This is a genomic window from Streptomyces albidochromogenes (assembly GCF_005981925.1).
Classification (GTDB): domain Bacteria; phylum Actinomycetota; class Actinomycetes; order Streptomycetales; family Streptomycetaceae; genus Streptomyces; species Streptomyces albidochromogenes.
Window position 1 is genome coordinate 1 of sequence record NZ_VBVX01000185.1, and the last position, 13,368, is coordinate 13,368.

At 73.5% G+C, this 13,368-nt stretch carries 12 protein-coding genes; 4 read left to right on the forward strand and 8 right to left on the reverse strand.

Annotated features, from left to right (window positions below; all coding sequences use genetic code 11):
* Positions 1-414: rhodanese-like domain-containing protein (locus tag E2E34_RS22165; RefSeq protein WP_138903668.1), on the forward strand; the 414-nt coding region annotated here is incomplete at its 5' end.
* A gap of 89 nt (positions 415-503) precedes the next feature.
* Here the strand turns inward: E2E34_RS22165 and E2E34_RS22170 are convergent.
* The 4 genes from E2E34_RS22170 to E2E34_RS22185 form a co-directional block, all read right to left on the reverse strand.
* Positions 504-1,214, reverse strand: coding sequence for an ATP-grasp domain-containing protein (locus E2E34_RS22170; protein ID WP_341870234.1), 711 nt, complete (start codon positions 1,212-1,214; stop codon positions 504-506).
* Between the two features lie 15 nt (positions 1,215-1,229).
* The gene (locus tag E2E34_RS22175; protein WP_167518345.1) at positions 1,230-2,165 is read right to left on the reverse strand and encodes an ATP-grasp domain-containing protein; all 936 of its coding nucleotides are present in this window, start codon (positions 2,163-2,165) and stop codon (positions 1,230-1,232) included.
* Between the two features lie 93 nt (positions 2,166-2,258).
* Positions 2,259-3,950 carry a DUF885 domain-containing protein gene (locus tag E2E34_RS22180; protein ID WP_138903669.1) on the reverse strand — a complete coding sequence of 564 codons (1,692 nt, stop codon included), beginning with the start codon at positions 3,948-3,950 and terminating at the stop codon, positions 2,259-2,261.
* A gap of 70 nt (positions 3,951-4,020) precedes the next feature.
* Positions 4,021-4,503, reverse strand: coding sequence for an Lrp/AsnC family transcriptional regulator (locus E2E34_RS22185; protein WP_138903670.1), 483 nt, complete (start codon positions 4,501-4,503; stop codon positions 4,021-4,023).
* A gap of 59 nt (positions 4,504-4,562) precedes the next feature.
* On the opposite strand from E2E34_RS22185, the gene E2E34_RS22190 reads away from it, so the two are divergent.
* Positions 4,563-5,804: a trans-sulfuration enzyme family protein gene (locus E2E34_RS22190; protein ID WP_138903671.1), complete on the forward strand. Its 1,242-nt coding sequence runs from the start codon at positions 4,563-4,565 to the stop codon at positions 5,802-5,804.
* Here E2E34_RS22190 and E2E34_RS22195 read toward each other — a convergent pair.
* The 3 genes from E2E34_RS22195 to E2E34_RS22205 all read right to left on the reverse strand — a co-directional run bounded on the left by E2E34_RS22195 (position 5,692) and on the right by E2E34_RS22205 (position 10,017).
* Positions 5,692-7,137: a GNAT family N-acetyltransferase gene (locus E2E34_RS22195; RefSeq protein WP_138903677.1), complete on the reverse strand. Its 1,446-nt coding sequence runs from the start codon at positions 7,135-7,137 to the stop codon at positions 5,692-5,694. The genes E2E34_RS22190 and E2E34_RS22195 overlap by 113 nt on opposite strands.
* Positions 7,138-7,348: 211 nt before the next feature.
* On the reverse strand, positions 7,349-8,986 hold the full coding sequence (locus E2E34_RS22200) for an alkaline phosphatase D family protein (protein ID WP_138903672.1): 1,638 nt from the start codon (positions 8,984-8,986) through the stop codon (positions 7,349-7,351).
* Between the two features lie 200 nt (positions 8,987-9,186).
* Positions 9,187-10,017 (reverse strand): alpha/beta fold hydrolase, encoded by an 831-nt coding sequence (locus E2E34_RS22205; RefSeq protein ID WP_138903673.1) that lies wholly within the window; start codon positions 10,015-10,017, stop codon positions 9,187-9,189.
* Between the two features lie 130 nt (positions 10,018-10,147).
* Here E2E34_RS22205 and E2E34_RS22210 point away from each other — a divergent pair, with 130 nt between their 5' ends.
* Together E2E34_RS22210 and E2E34_RS22215 are read left to right on the forward strand one after the other, a co-directional pair.
* Complete coding sequence (locus E2E34_RS22210) at positions 10,148-11,029, forward strand: RNA polymerase sigma-70 factor (protein WP_138903674.1); 882 nt, start codon at positions 10,148-10,150, stop codon at positions 11,027-11,029.
* Between the two features lie 137 nt (positions 11,030-11,166).
* Positions 11,167-11,931: a GntR family transcriptional regulator gene (locus tag E2E34_RS22215; protein ID WP_138903675.1), complete on the forward strand. Its 765-nt coding sequence runs from the start codon at positions 11,167-11,169 to the stop codon at positions 11,929-11,931.
* 183 nt (positions 11,932-12,114) lie between these two features.
* Here E2E34_RS22215 and E2E34_RS22220 read toward each other — a convergent pair whose 3' ends face one another.
* A complete protein-coding gene (locus tag E2E34_RS22220) occupies positions 12,115-13,272 on the reverse strand; it encodes an ROK family transcriptional regulator (RefSeq protein ID WP_138903676.1) in 1,158 nt (385 codons plus the stop codon).
* Positions 13,273-13,368: the final 96 nt, after the last annotated feature.

The window sequence follows — 13,368 nt, forward strand, 5'->3', positions numbered from 1 at the left end:
GCGTACTTCGGCGCGAGCCTCGCCTTCCACGCCGACGTGTCCGACGTCGCCTCGGTCCTCGCGTCCGGCGAGGACCCCGGTTTCGTCGTGGTGGACTCCCGCTCCACCGAGTCCTGGGACCAGGGGCACGTTCCCGGCGCCCTGCATCTGCCGACGGCGACGATCCCCGCCCGGGCCGAGCGGCTGCTCGACAAGGCCGTGCCGGTCGTCACGTACTGCTGGGGCCCCGGCTGCAACGGCGCCACCCGCGCCGCTCTCGCGCTCGCCGAACTCGGTTACCAGGTCAAGGAGATGCTCGGCGGCATCGAGTACTGGATCCGTGAGGGCTTCGAGACCGAGACCTGGGAGGGCCGTGAGCGGCGCGATGCCGACCCGCTGACCGCGCCCCTCGGCTCCGGCGACTGCGGCTGCTGAGCGCGGTCACCGTACGGCGTGACGCACGGGCCGCAGGAACCGCGCGTCCCGCGGCCCCACCTCGGCCACCGGGCGCGCCGCCCGCAGCACTACGTCGAGCGCGGCGTCGGCGTCGCACGCGTAGTGCCCGCTCGCCCAGGCCGCGTTGCCTCCACGACCGCCCACCGCCCGTCCACCGCGCCGACGTCCAGCACCACCGCACTCGGCAGCGGCGGCACGCCGGGGGCCAGCACCAGCGCAGCGAAGTCCACCACCTCGTCCCGCCGCTCGTCCTCCTCCAGGGGTACGACGTCGAGCACGCCGCGCACCGCGTAGCGGCTGCCGGTCAGCACCGCGCCGTCCCGTACGAACAGCCGGTACTCGGCGGTGAACGCGACGACGTCCCCGACCAGCACCGGGGTGTCGTCGTCCATCGCGTCGGGGCCCGGCAGCCCGCTGCCGTCCGGGTAGACGCGCGCCGGGAAGCTTTTGTCGTTCGGCGGCTTCACGAAGGCGGGGCGGCGCAGGGCGCGGGCACGGGCGACCGTGGTGAATTCGATGCCCCGACCGGTGAGTTCGTACGGCAGCGTCGCCAGCCAGTCCGCCGGCGCCTCCAGGAGGCCGAGCCCGAGCCCGCCGGCCACCGCGTCCGCGAAGCGCGGCCCGGCGTACAGCGAGCCGATGCCGTGCGGTCCGTCCGGCGCGCGCCACTCACGCAGCGTCTCGCACCCCAGACCGCGCCGGCGGGCGGCGGCCGCGAGCGCGCGACCGGTCGCGGTGACGTGCGGGGACAGGGCGAGCGTGCGCGGGGGCGGGGGCATGGCAGAGAGAGTGCCTCATCCGCAGGGGGCACGCCCAGCGGTTTTCCCACGGTCGCCGGTCTGCCCGCCGCCGGTCTGCCCGCGGCTCCCGGCGCGGGTCAGCGCCTCGAAGAGCGCGGACGGGTCCGCGCCCGCCGGCAGGCCGCTGACCTGGCCGTCGCCGACCTCCACCACCCGCCACACCCCGTCCTCGCGCAACGCCAGGTCGGTCGTGACCCAGCGGCAGCCGAGTGCCCGCACGGCGGGGCGTACGGAGGCGAGACCGGGTGCCGGAAGGTCGGCGGGGGAGTCGGGGTGCGCCGTCGTGAGAACCGGCTCACCGTCGACCCACCACACGCGCGCCTCGCCGCCCGGCACGAACGGCTCGTACTCCCGCACCACGAGGCCGCCCGCGAGCGAGTCCTCCTGGAGCGCGAAGAAGCGGCGTACGACGGCGGACAGCCGCTGCGTGTCGGCGTGCGCCGGGACGAAGCACGCCTCGTCCCACTCGTGCTTGCGCGACTTCACGAAGTCCTTGACGACGGCGGCGCCCGGACCCAGCGGGGCGGTGAGCGCGGCGAGTTCGGGCGCGGACGGCGGCTCACCCGGCCGCGCGGCCCGCCAGACACTGCGCGGCGTGAGGTCCGCGAACACGTCGTACCAGCCGGGGAGTTCGTGCGCGCGGCCGAAGTCGGGGGCCGGCGTCAGCAGGTCGCACCCCCGTGCGCGCAGGCCGCGCGCCAGGTCCGCGTACCGGACCACCGGGACCATCCAGCCCCGGTACCAGTACGGGCCGGACGCGCGCGGCACGCGCGCGAGCGCCGCCCCGGTGTCCCCGGCGAGCAGGGCGTCGTGGTCGACGAGGGCGACCTCGCCGCCCGTGTGCCGCGCGTACGCCACCTCCGCGGCGAAGACCGGGTCGGGGCGTCGCGCGCCGAGCGGATCGGAGCAGAAGAGATAGCCGGTACCCATCACACGCACTTCCTGTCACAACCGCCCCGAAGGCGGCCGGGCCCGTCGCACCACCCGGTCCCGGCCGCCGTACTCACCGCTCGCGCGCGCCGGTCAGAGCTTCGACAGCTCTTCCACCAGGTCGTCCAGGCCCAGCGAGCCCTGCGACAGCGCCGCCATGTGCCACGCCTTCGCGTCGAACGCCTCGCCGTGCGCCGTGCGGGCGTTCTCGCGTCCCAGCAGCCACGCGCGTTCGCCCAGCTTGTAGCCGATCGCCTGGCCCGGCATGGACAGGTAGCGGGTCAGCTCGCTCTCCACGAAGTCGGCGGGACGGCCGCTGTGGGCCCCGAAGAACTCCTGGGCGAGCTCCGGCGTCCAGCGCTCGCCCGGGTGGAACGGGGAGTCCGCCGGGATCTCCAGCCGCAGGTGCATGCCGATGTCGACGATGATCCGCGTGGAGCGCATCATCTGGGCGTCCAGGTAGCCGATCCGGCGCTCGGGGTCGCCGAGGAAGCCGAGCTCGTCCATCAGCCGCTCCGCGTACAGGGCCCAGCCCTCCGCGTTGGCGCTGACCATGCCGACCGACGCCTGGTAGCGGGACAGCTGGTCCGCGACGTGCACCCACTGCGCGAGCTGCAGGTGGTGCCCCGGAACGCCCTCGTGGTACCAGGTGGAGGTCAGGTCGTACACCGGGAAGCGGGTCTCGCCCATCGTGGGCAGCCAGGTGATGCCCGGCCGCGAGAAGTCCTCCGAGGGAGTGGTGTAGTACGGCGCCGCCGCGCTGCCGGGGGGCGCGATGCGGGACTCCACCTTCCGCACCCGCTCGGCGAGTTCGAAGTGCGTACCGTCGAGCGCCCCGATGGCCTCGTCCATCAGGCTCTGCAGCCAGGCCCGGGTCTCCTCGACGCCTTCGATGTGCGTGCCGTGCTCGTCGAGCCAGGACAGCGCCTCCCACGGGGTGGCCGCGCCCGGCAGGATCTTCTCGGCCTCGGTCCGCATCTCGCCGAGCAGACGGTGGTACTCGGACCAGCCGTACGCGTAGGCCTCGTCGAGGTCGAGGTCGGTGCCGTTGAAGTAGCGCGACCAGCGGGCGTACCGCTCGCGGCCCACCGTGTCGGGCGCGTCCTTGACGGCCGGGGCGTACACGTCCCGCATCCAGTCGCGGAGCGCGGCGACCGCGCCGGTGGCGGCGCGTGCCGCCTCGTCCAGCTCGGCGCGCATCGGCTCGGGCCCGGCGGCCGCGAAGTCCTCGAACCAGCCGCGTCCGTCGCCCGCCCACTCGGTCAGCTGGCCGGTGAACGTCTCCGTGGCGCGGGGGCCGCCCGGCAGTCCGCGCTCCAGACCGAGCGCGAGCGACGCGCGGTAGCCCTCCAGGGCGGCCGGCACCGCGCGCAGCCGCCGCGCCACGGCCGCCCAGTCCTCGTCGGTCCCGGTGGGCATCACGGTGAAGACGCCGCGCACGCTGTGCGCGGGGGAGTGGATGTTGCTGACGGTCCGCAGGTGCTCGTCGGCCTCGTGCACGGCGAGTTCGGCGGTCAGCCGCTCCCGCAGCAGCCGGCCGCAGCGGCGCTCGGCGTCGCTGTCCGCGCCGGGCCGGCCCTCGGCCTCGTCGAGCAGGGCGAGCGTGGTGCGGGCCAGCTCGGCGAACGCCTTCTGCCCCTCGGGAGAGAAGTCCGGCAGGCTGCCGGCGCTCTCTTTCACTCCCAGGTACGTACCGGTGATCGGGTCGAGGGCGATGAGGTCGTCGACGTACGCGTCGGCGACCTGGCGGGGGAGGGCGAGCCGGCTGCTCGGGGTGACTGACATGCGGACATCCTCGTACGTGGAAGGGCCCCTCGTCACTACGGCCGGGCGTCGGGACATCGGCGGTGCGAGGTCAGCGCCCCGCCGCAGGCGGCAGCAGCGGGCCGCAGTCCCAGGCCTGGAAGATCAGCCGGGTCTCGACGCGGGCTACCTCGCGCTGCGAGGTGAACTCGTCCAGGACCAGCCGCTGGAGGTCGGCCGGGTCCGTCACCGCGACGTGCACGAGGTAGTCGTCGGGGCCGGTCAGGTGGAAGAGCGCGCGCGTTTCGGGCAGGGCCCTGATGCGGTCCACGAACGGGCCGATGAGCTCACGGCGGTGGGGGCGCACCTGGACCAGCAGCAGGGCTTCGAGACCGCGGCCGAGCTTCGCCGGGTCCAGGCGCAGCTGATGGCCGAGAATCACCCCCGACCGACGCAGCCGCGCCACTCGGTCCAGGCAGGTGGACGCCGCGACTCCCACCTCGGCGGCCAGGTCGCGGTAGGTGGTCCGCGCGTCGTTCTGCAGGAGGCGCAGTATGTGCAGATCGACCGGGTCAAGTACGACGGATTCGGCCATGGCCCGAACGTAACACGGAGTACTGACACTACTTCCCGGTAGTTGTTCAGAGTCATGTCATGAACACCGACGCCTCGACCACACCCCGGGCCCTGGCCACCGAAGCCGTGCACGCCGGCCGCGAAGACCTCGCCGCGCTGGGCGTGCACTCCGTCCCGCTCGACCTGTCGACCACGTATCCGTCCTACGACAGCCGGGCGGAGGCGGCGAGGATCGACGCGTTCGCCGCCACCGGCGCGCGGCCGGAGGGCCCGCCCGTCTACGCCCGCCTCGACAACCCGACCACCGCCCGCTTCGAGGACGGACTGGCACGCCTCGAGGGCGCCGAGAGCGCCGTCGCGTTCGCCAGCGGCATGGCCGCGCTGAGCGCGGTGCTCCTGGCCCGGGCGAGCGCGGGGCTGCGCCACGTCGTCGCCGTACGGCCGCTGTACGGGTGCAGCGACCACCTCCTGAACGCCGGGCTGCTCGGCACCGAGGTGACCTTCGTCGAGCCGGACGGCATCGCGGACGCGATACGGCCCGACACCGGCCTGGTGATGGTCGAGACCCCCGCCAACCCGACGCTCGCCGAGGTCGACATCCGGGCGGTCGCGCGATCCTGCGGGCAGGTGCCGCTGCTCGTCGACAACACCTTCGCCACGCCCGTGCTCCAGCGGCCCCAGGAGCAGGGCGCCGCGATCGTCCTGCACAGCGCGACGAAGTACCTCGGCGGGCACGGCGACGTGCTCGGCGGTGTGGTGGCCTGCGACGAGGAGTTCGCGCGCACGCTGCGCCAGGTGCGGTTCGCGACCGGCGGCGTACTGCACCCGCTGGCCGGATACCTGCTGCTGCGCGGGCTCTCCACGCTGCCCGTGCGGATGCGGGCCCAGTCGGCGACCGCCGCCGAGCTGGCCCGGCGGCTGGCCGCCGACCCCCGGGTCGCGCGGGTGCACTACCCGAAGCTCGGCGGCGCGATGGTGGCCTTCGAGGTGTACGGCGATCCGCACGCGGTGATCGCGGGCGTACGGCTGATCACGCCTGCCGTCAGCCTCGGCAGCGTCGACTCGCTCATCCAGCATCCGGCCTCCATCAGCCACCGGATCGTGGCCGAGGGAGACCGGCGGTCCGCCGGGGTCGGCGACCGGCTGCTGCGGATGTCGGCCGGTCTTGAGGACGTGGAGGACCTGTGGCGGGACCTGTGCGAGGCGCTCAGTGCCGCCGGGGCCGCCCGGCCCGTGTCCCTGCCCGCGCCGGCGCCTGCTCACCTTCCCGCGCACGGGCGGGACGCGGTCGCGCGTCCGCAGCGGTCAGCCGCGCGGTGACGACCAGTGTGCCTTCCTCGATCTGGTAGTCGAGGGGCAGGCCGAGCCCGCGCATGGCCGCGACCATGCCGGTGTTGGACGACTGGGTGACGGCGTACACGCTCTCGCACCCCGCCTCGACGGCGAGCGCCACCAGGCGTTCCAGCAGCTCCGAGCCGATGCCGCGGCGCTGCCACGCGTCCTCGACGAGCAGTGCCACCTCGGTCTCGTCGCCGTCCCACAGGAGGTGGCCGAGGGCGACGAGGCGGCCGGAGGCGGTCTGCACGGCGAGGGTGCGGCCGTAGCGCGGGCTGAGGAGGTGGGCGAGGTAGCGGTCGGCGTCGCCCACCGGGCCGTGGTAGCGCAGGCTCAGGGTGCGGTCGCCGCAGCGGTCGTGCATGGCGCGGGCGGCTTCGAGGTCGTCGAGTCCGGCCCTGCGGACGGTGATCTCGTTGCCTTCGGGGAGCGTGAGGACGTCCTGGCTGCGGGGGATGCGCGGGCCGAGCCGGGCGTCGAGCTCGACCAGGGCGCGGGCGCGGGCGAACTCCGTGGGGGTGAAGGGCAGGTAGTGGCGCTCGATGGTGATCGCCCCGCCGGAGGGGTCGCGCAGCTTCATGACCGTGCCGTCCAGTACGCCTTCGACCGGGGTGTTCTCGCCGGTGGGCCGGCCGGTGAGGGTGGTCGCGGGCAGTGAGTGGATGGTGCAGCGGCCGAGCAACTGGCGCAGCGCCAGCGGCAGTTCGGCCGCGTCGAGAGCGGTGCGGGTGGCGAGTCCGAGCACCCGGGTGGGCGCGTCGACCAGGTCGTGGGCGTCGGCCCGCTCCAGCCACGTGTCGCTGCCGCCCGCCGCCGCGGTCTCCCGGGTCAGTTCGGCTGCCTGGAAGCCGGCCGGGGCGCGCAGCAGCAGCTCGTCGACGGTGCCGTCGGCGAGGGGGTGCGTCTGCAGGGTCAGGATGTCGACGCCGTGGCGGGCGAGCGCGGTGCACAGCACCGCGAGGCTGCCGGGCTCGTCCTTGACGGTGGTCCGCATCCGCCACAGGGCGGTCTCCCCGGCCGGCGCCGCCGCGTCGTCGTGCGCCGCGCCCGCGCTCTCACGGGGGGAGGGCGGGGGCGGCGCATGACTGTGCCTCCGGGCCCACCAGGTGTGGAATCCGGCCGTGGCGGCCAGCGCCATGGCCGAGATGACGAGGAGGTACGGTCCGTCGGGCCCGTGCGCGATCGTGTTCGCGACGGCGTCGGCGACGGCCACCGCCGTGAACAGCGCCGCGAGTTCGACGAGGTCCCGCCGCCAGTGGTGCGTGCGGCGGGTCCTCGTCGGCCGCGCCGCCGACGCCGTCTTGGTCACTTCAGTCATGTCGGTCATGGCACCACTGTGACTGAGTGGTGTTGCGTGATCACGAACGCTTTGTGACTGATGGGTTAAGTGTGCTTCTGGGCATTTAAGGACCATTTTCAATCACAACGAGGCCCACTTCAGAGCCTCTCCGCAGGGGCCCACTGCAGGGGCCATCTGCGGAGGGCCACCTCAGGCACCCACTTCAGGCACCCACTTCAGGGCACCCGCCTCAGGCACCCACCCGGCCCGGCTGCAGCACCTTGCTGAACAGCACCACGCCTCCCTCGGCGCGCAGTCGCACCGTCAATTCACCGCTCGCGCCGTCGATCTCGACCTCGCCGAAGTACTGCGGCGACTCCATGGGCGAGACGTTGGCACGCGTCGGCGCCTTCACGAAGACCTGGTCCGGGCCGAACGTGGCGTCCAGCCGCCCGGCCGGGAAGCCGCCCGCCGCCAGCGGCCCGGACACGAACTCCCAGAAGGGCGCGAAGTCCTTGAACGCCGCACGGGACGGGTCGTAGTGCTGCGCCGACGTGTAGTGCACGTCGGCGGTGAGCCACACCGTCCCGGTGATACGGGCGTGCTTGATGTGACGCAACAGCTCCGCGATCTGCAGCTCCCTGCCCAGCGGAGCACCGGGATCGCCCTGCGCGACGGCCTCGAAGTTGGCCGCACCGTCCGGGACGACGATGCCCAGCGGCATGTCGCTGGCGATCACCTTCCACACGGCCCGGGAGCGCGACAGCTCGCGCTTGAGCCAGGCCAGCTGCTCGGCGCCGAGGATGCCGGTGGCGTCGTCGGGCTGCCGGCCGGGCGAGTTGGCGTTGCGGTACGTGCGCATGTCGAGTACGAAGACATCGAGCAGGGGGCCCTGCCTGACCACCCGGTAGATCCGGCCGTCGTCCGCGCGGCCGCCCGCGCGGCCGCGCGCGGAAACCGTCGAGACGGGGAAGTACTCGCCGAACGCCCGCATCGAGCGGGCCGCCAGGACGTCGACGTTCTTCTCCGTGTAGCGGGCGTCGTCCAGGATCTGGCCCGGGTACCAGTTGTTGCGTACCTCGTGGTCGTCCCACTGGACTATCGAGGGCACCTGCGCGTTGAACCGGCGCACGTTCTCGTCCAGCAGGTTGTAGCGGAAGTTCCCCCGGAACTCGTCCAGTGACTCGGCGACCTTCGACTTCTCCGGCGTGGTGATGTTCCGCCAGATCCGTCCGTCCGGCAGCGTCACGGACGGCTGGATGACGCCGTCCGCGTAGACGGTGTCGCCGCTGCACAGGAAGAAGTCCGGGTCCAGGCGGCGCATCTCCTCGTACACGCGGTAGCCGCCGATGTCCGGGTTGATCCCCCAGCCCTGTCCCGCGATGTCGCCGGACCACAGGAAGCGCACTCCGTCGCGGCACTTCGCGGACGCGGTACGGAACGTTCCCCGGAACGCCTCCCCGGTGCGCCGGGGATCGTCCGGATCGGCAAGAGTCACCCGGTAGTGCACCTGCTCGCCGGCGGGCAGTCCGCGCAGCGCCGTCGTTCCCGTGAAGTCCGTTCCCGGGCCGAGCAGAGGGCCGTGCCATCTGCGCGCGCGGCGGAAGGACTCCGTCGCGGACGTCTCCACGATCATCCGGGCGGGACGGTCGGACCGCACCCACACCAGGCCCGACGACGAGGTGACATCACCCGTCTGCACGCCCCAGGCGGCGCGCGGGCGCCCGGAGAGCGCCTGGGCGGGCGCCGCGGCCGCCGCGCCGACGGCGGCGGCCGGCAGCGCGAGTGCGGCCGAGGCGGCCAGCGAGCCGCGCAGGACGGCGCGTCGGTCGGGGGACTGGCCCTGCGGGCGGCTCTCCGGCTGGCTCTCCGGTCGGCGGTACGGCATCGATGCGCCTCCAGTGGCGGTGTGTTCAGGTGTGCGACGCCATGCCTAACGCCCGGCCACGGCGACCACGCAAACCACAAGTGAACAACCGGCCCCCGTTCCCGGGAACCGGTCCGGCGCCTCCGTCACGCCCCGCCGACGGCGCGCCGCGAGAGGGGCGCCCGGCTCCCGGGCGCTCGCAGGGCGCTCCCGCCGTCGTGTCAGCTGCTCGTGTCGAGGATGACCCGGGCCACCAGCGCGGGGTCGTCGTTCATCGGGACATGCCCGCAGCCGGGCAGCCTGACCAGCCGGGCGCCGGGTATCGCCTGCTTGGCCCTGACGCCCTGGCGGCGCAGCAGCAGCCGGTCGCGGCTGCCCCAGGCGATCGTGACGGGGATGTCCGGCACGTCGTCGGTGAACAGGACGGAGCGGCCCGCCGACAGCGTCGCGGCGAAGCCCGTCGCCTCGCGCAGGGCCAGCGTCTCCGCGACGACGGACTCGGGTGAACGCCACCCCGGCCGCGCGTAGATGGTGCTGGTGAGCGCGGCCCGGCCGGCGGACGTGCCCGCCAGGCGCTCGATGACCGGCAGCGGGAGCGCCCGCGCCCCGTACCGCATCCCGCGCAGCGTGCCGAAGGCGTAGCGGCGCTCGCCCTCCGTCCAGAAGCCGGCCGGGGACAGCGCCGTGACCGACCGTACGAGCTTCTCCCGGCCGAGCTTGAGGGCCAGCAGGCCGCCGAGGGAGTTCCCCGCGACGTGCGGGCGTTCGACGCCCAGCGCCTCGCACAGCGAACCGAGTACGGGAACGACCGTGGACAGGTCGTAGGCGAAGCCGTCGGGGAGGCCGGCCGAACGGCCGAAGCCCGGCAGATCCACCGCGATCACGTCGCGTTCGGCGGCCAGCGCCGACATCACGGGCTGCCACGCCTGCCAGTGGTGGCCGATCCCGTGCAGGAGCAGGAGCGGTTCGCCCGCGCCCGCGCGCTCGTACGCGACGGAGAGCGTGTGGCTGCCCGTGGGGGACTCGATGCTGAAGGAGACCTGTCCGGCCATGCTGCTGCTCCCTGGGTGGGGTCGGCGCTATACATCGTGTCAGCAACAATTACCGCCCAGTAGCTTGGAGTTCAAGAGCAGGGGCGGCTCCGGCGTTCTCGGGTTTCCTCCGATGTGCTGGGATGGAGGGGTGACTGCCGACACCGTGACCGAGGTCTTCGAAGAGCACCGCCCGTTCCTGACCGGAGTGGCGTACCGGATGCTCGGCCGGATCGCCGACGCCGAGGACGTCGTGCAGGACGCGTGGCTGCGCTGGTCGGCCCAGCCGCGCGACGACGTACGGGAACCACGTTCCTACCTCGTCCGGATCACGACGAGGCTCGCCATCGACCGGTTGCGGCAGGTCCAGGCGCGGCGCGAGGCGTATGTCGGACCGTGGCTCCCCGAGCCGCTCGAGACGGACTTCGGCGCGACCGTCGAGGACACTGCGGAACGCGCGGTGCTCGCGGACTCCGTCTCGCTCGCCGTCCTCGTCGTACTCGAGTCGCTCTCCCCGCTGGAGCGCGCGGTGTTCGTCCTGAGGGAGGCTTTCGGATTCCCGTACGGCGAGATCGCGGCCACCCTGGAACGGTCGGAAGCGGCCGTACGGCAGCTCGCGGGACGCGCCCGGCGCCACGTCGGGGAGCGCAGGCCGCGCTTCGACGTGGACCCCGCCGAACGCCAAGACCTCACCGAGCGGTTCCTCGCCGCCGCCTCGGGAGGCGACCTCGACGCGCTGCTCCGCCTGCTCGCGCCGGACGTCAGGCTCGTCGGCGACAGCGGCGGCAAGGCCAAGGCGCCGCTGCGCGTCATCGAGAGCGCGGACAAGGTGGGCCGCTTCCTGTTCGGTACGGCCAAGCAGGGCATCCCCGACGGCGAGTTCCGCTTCCTGGAGCTCAACGGCGGTCCCGCCCTGCTGGTCCTTTCCGGCGGGAAGCCGGACGCCGTCCTGCAGCTGGACATCGCGGACGGCCTCATCCAGTGCGTCTACATCGTGCGAAACCCCGACAAACTCTCCGCCCTCGCCGTATAGGGGCTGCGCCCGCTCCGCGTCGATTGGTCTTGACCAAGGCAGACCCCGGACTTATGGTCGCAGAGTTAGTGCAGGAACCTTTAATAAACAAGGGCGCGGAAACTCGCCCGGGACCAGGCCGATTGCGGAGGATCAGGGTGGGGACCACGCAGCTCGATACGGTGCCGGAGCCGAAGTACTGGCATCTCAAGACCGTGCTCAGCGAGGCACTCGACTCCGACTTCGCGGTCGGTGAGATCCTGCCCAACGAGCGTGAACTCGCCGCCCGTTTCGGCGTCGCGCGCGCCACACTCCGCCAGGCGCTCGAACAGCTGGAGCTCGAAGGCCGGCTGCAGCGCCGTCGCGGCGTGGGCACCACGGTCGCCCCGCCGCGCGTCGGCGTGGACGTCGGAGCCTCGCAGCACGGCTGGCCCGGTGCGGCCGGCGACTCCTGGCAGCCCGTCGACTGCGTCAGCGCGGCCGCGCCCGCGGCGGTGGCCTGCATGCTCGACGGCGCGGCCCGGGACGAGGTGCACACGGTGCGCCGCATCCGGGTGACGCACGGCCAGCCGGTCGCCGCCGAGCTGCTGTACGTACCGGTGGCGTCCGTACCGGACCTCGCGGCCATCGAGGCGCCCTCGGGTCCGGCGCGTGCCCGCGGTGTGCTGCGGGAGCTCCAGCGCCTCGTGATGGAGGGCCAGGACCGCGCGGTGGAGCTGGGCTCGGCCCGGGCGGACGACGCGAGGGAACTCGACCGCCTGCCGGGCGCCCCCGTCCTCGTCGTCACCACGCGCTACTTCGCCGAGGGCAGGACCGCCGCCGTCTCGGTGGCCACCTACCGGGCGGACACCTGCCGGCTCACCTTCGGCGACTCCGGCGACCTGGAGATCAGCCACCACACCCAGGAGCGCCAGGCCTCCTGATCCGCCGGTCGCATTACAGGCGGCACGACGCGACAGGCGGCACGGCAGGTCACGCGGTACGGCGGGCACTCAACGGCGCGGTACGGCGGGCCCTGCGCGGCACGACACGGCGGGCCCTGCGCGGCACGACACGGCGGGCCCTGCGCGGCACGACACGACACCGGACCTCACGGCCCGTCGCGTTCAGCGGCGGGCCGTCACCGTTTTCTCGACGGCGAAGAGCTGCTCCTCGACGTGGTCCAGGGCGAGGCGCAGCGCACCGGTCGCCACGGCCGCCTCACCGAGCAACGACAGCGCCACCTGCGGCGGACGCAGGCAGTAGCGCGCCAACTCGCCGCGCAGCGGCTCCAGCACGCCGTCGATACCGGCCGCCCAGCCGCCGATCACGACCAGCTCCGGGTCGAGCGCCAGCACCAGCGCCGCCACGTCGTGCACCAGCCGCTGAATGAACCGCCCGACGGCCTCCTGCGCGGCTTCGTCCCCTTCCCGCGCACGCCGGAAGACGGTGGCCACCGCCTGCTCGTCCAGCGGGAGCACCGGCTCGTCCGTCGTCGACAGCAGCATCTCCGGTGTGACCTCGCGGCCCAGCAGATGCAGCGCTCCGATCTCACCGGCCGCGCCGCCGAACCCGCGGTGCAGACGCCCGCCGATCAGTGAACCCGCTCCGGGGCTGAGCCCGGCCAGCACGAACACGATGTCGTCGGAGTCGGCGGCGGCGCCCTTCCAGTGCTCGGCGACCGCCGCCGCGTTGGCGTCGTTCTCCACCAGCACGGGACACCGGAAGGACCGGCGGAGCCGCTCCCCGAGCGGCAGCCCGGTCCAGTCGGGCAGCGCCGTGCCCAGCCGTACGGTGCCGTCGGCCTCCACGATGCCGGGGGCTCCGACCCCGACCGCACGCAGCGAGCTGCGCGGGACGCCGGCGCGGCGCAGTACGTCGGCGACCATGGCGCGCACCCGGTCGAGCCGCTCGTCCGCCGACGCGGTCTCGGACACCGTGCGCGAGCCGGCGCCGATGACCCGGCCGTCCAGGCCGGACAGCAGGGCCGCGATGCGGTGCGGACCGATCTCGACGCCCATCAGGTGCCCCGCCTCGGTACGGAACCGGAACCTCCGGGCCGGGCGTCCCTGCCGCCGCGCCTCGCCCTCCTCGGGCGGGGCCTCGACGACGAGACCCGTCTCCATGAGTCCTTCGACGACGCCCTCGACCGTCGGCCGGGACAGCCCGGTCACCCGGGTCAGGTCGGTGAGAGTCGGCGCGTCCGCGCCGCGCAGTGCGTGCAGCACCACCGCGGAGTTGATGCGCCGCAACAGAGAGGGGTCCCCGCCGGTCAACCGCCCCACGGTGTGTCCTCCCAGCTCGCGCGCTTGTTCTGCCGGATCGTACTCGCTGGTCGGTAGGGCGGCGAGAGCGGTCCCGCCGCGCCCGCCCTACCGACC

Excerpts from the sequence above, each read along its gene's own strand:
- E2E34_RS22180 (WP_138903669.1), bottom strand. The coding sequence starts at position 3,950 with ATGTCAGTCACCCCGAGCAGCCGGCTCGCCCTCCCCCGCCAGGTCGCC.
- E2E34_RS22170 (WP_341870234.1), bottom strand. The coding sequence starts at position 1,214 with ATGCCCCCGCCCCCGCGCACGCTCGCCCTGTCCCCGCACGTCACCGCG.
- E2E34_RS22175 (WP_167518345.1), bottom strand. The coding sequence starts at position 2,165 with ATGGGTACCGGCTATCTCTTCTGCTCCGATCCGCTCGGCGCGCGACGC.
- E2E34_RS22200 (WP_138903672.1), bottom strand. The coding sequence starts at position 8,986 with ATGCCGTACCGCCGACCGGAGAGCCAGCCGGAGAGCCGCCCGCAGGGC.
- E2E34_RS22195 (WP_138903677.1), bottom strand. The coding sequence starts at position 7,137 with ATGACTGAAGTGACCAAGACGGCGTCGGCGGCGCGGCCGACGAGGACC.
- E2E34_RS22205 (WP_138903673.1), bottom strand. The coding sequence starts at position 10,017 with ATGGCCGGACAGGTCTCCTTCAGCATCGAGTCCCCCACGGGCAGCCAC.
- E2E34_RS22190 (WP_138903671.1), top strand. The coding sequence starts at position 4,563 with ATGAACACCGACGCCTCGACCACACCCCGGGCCCTGGCCACCGAAGCC.
- E2E34_RS22185 (WP_138903670.1), bottom strand. The coding sequence starts at position 4,503 with ATGGCCGAATCCGTCGTACTTGACCCGGTCGATCTGCACATACTGCGC.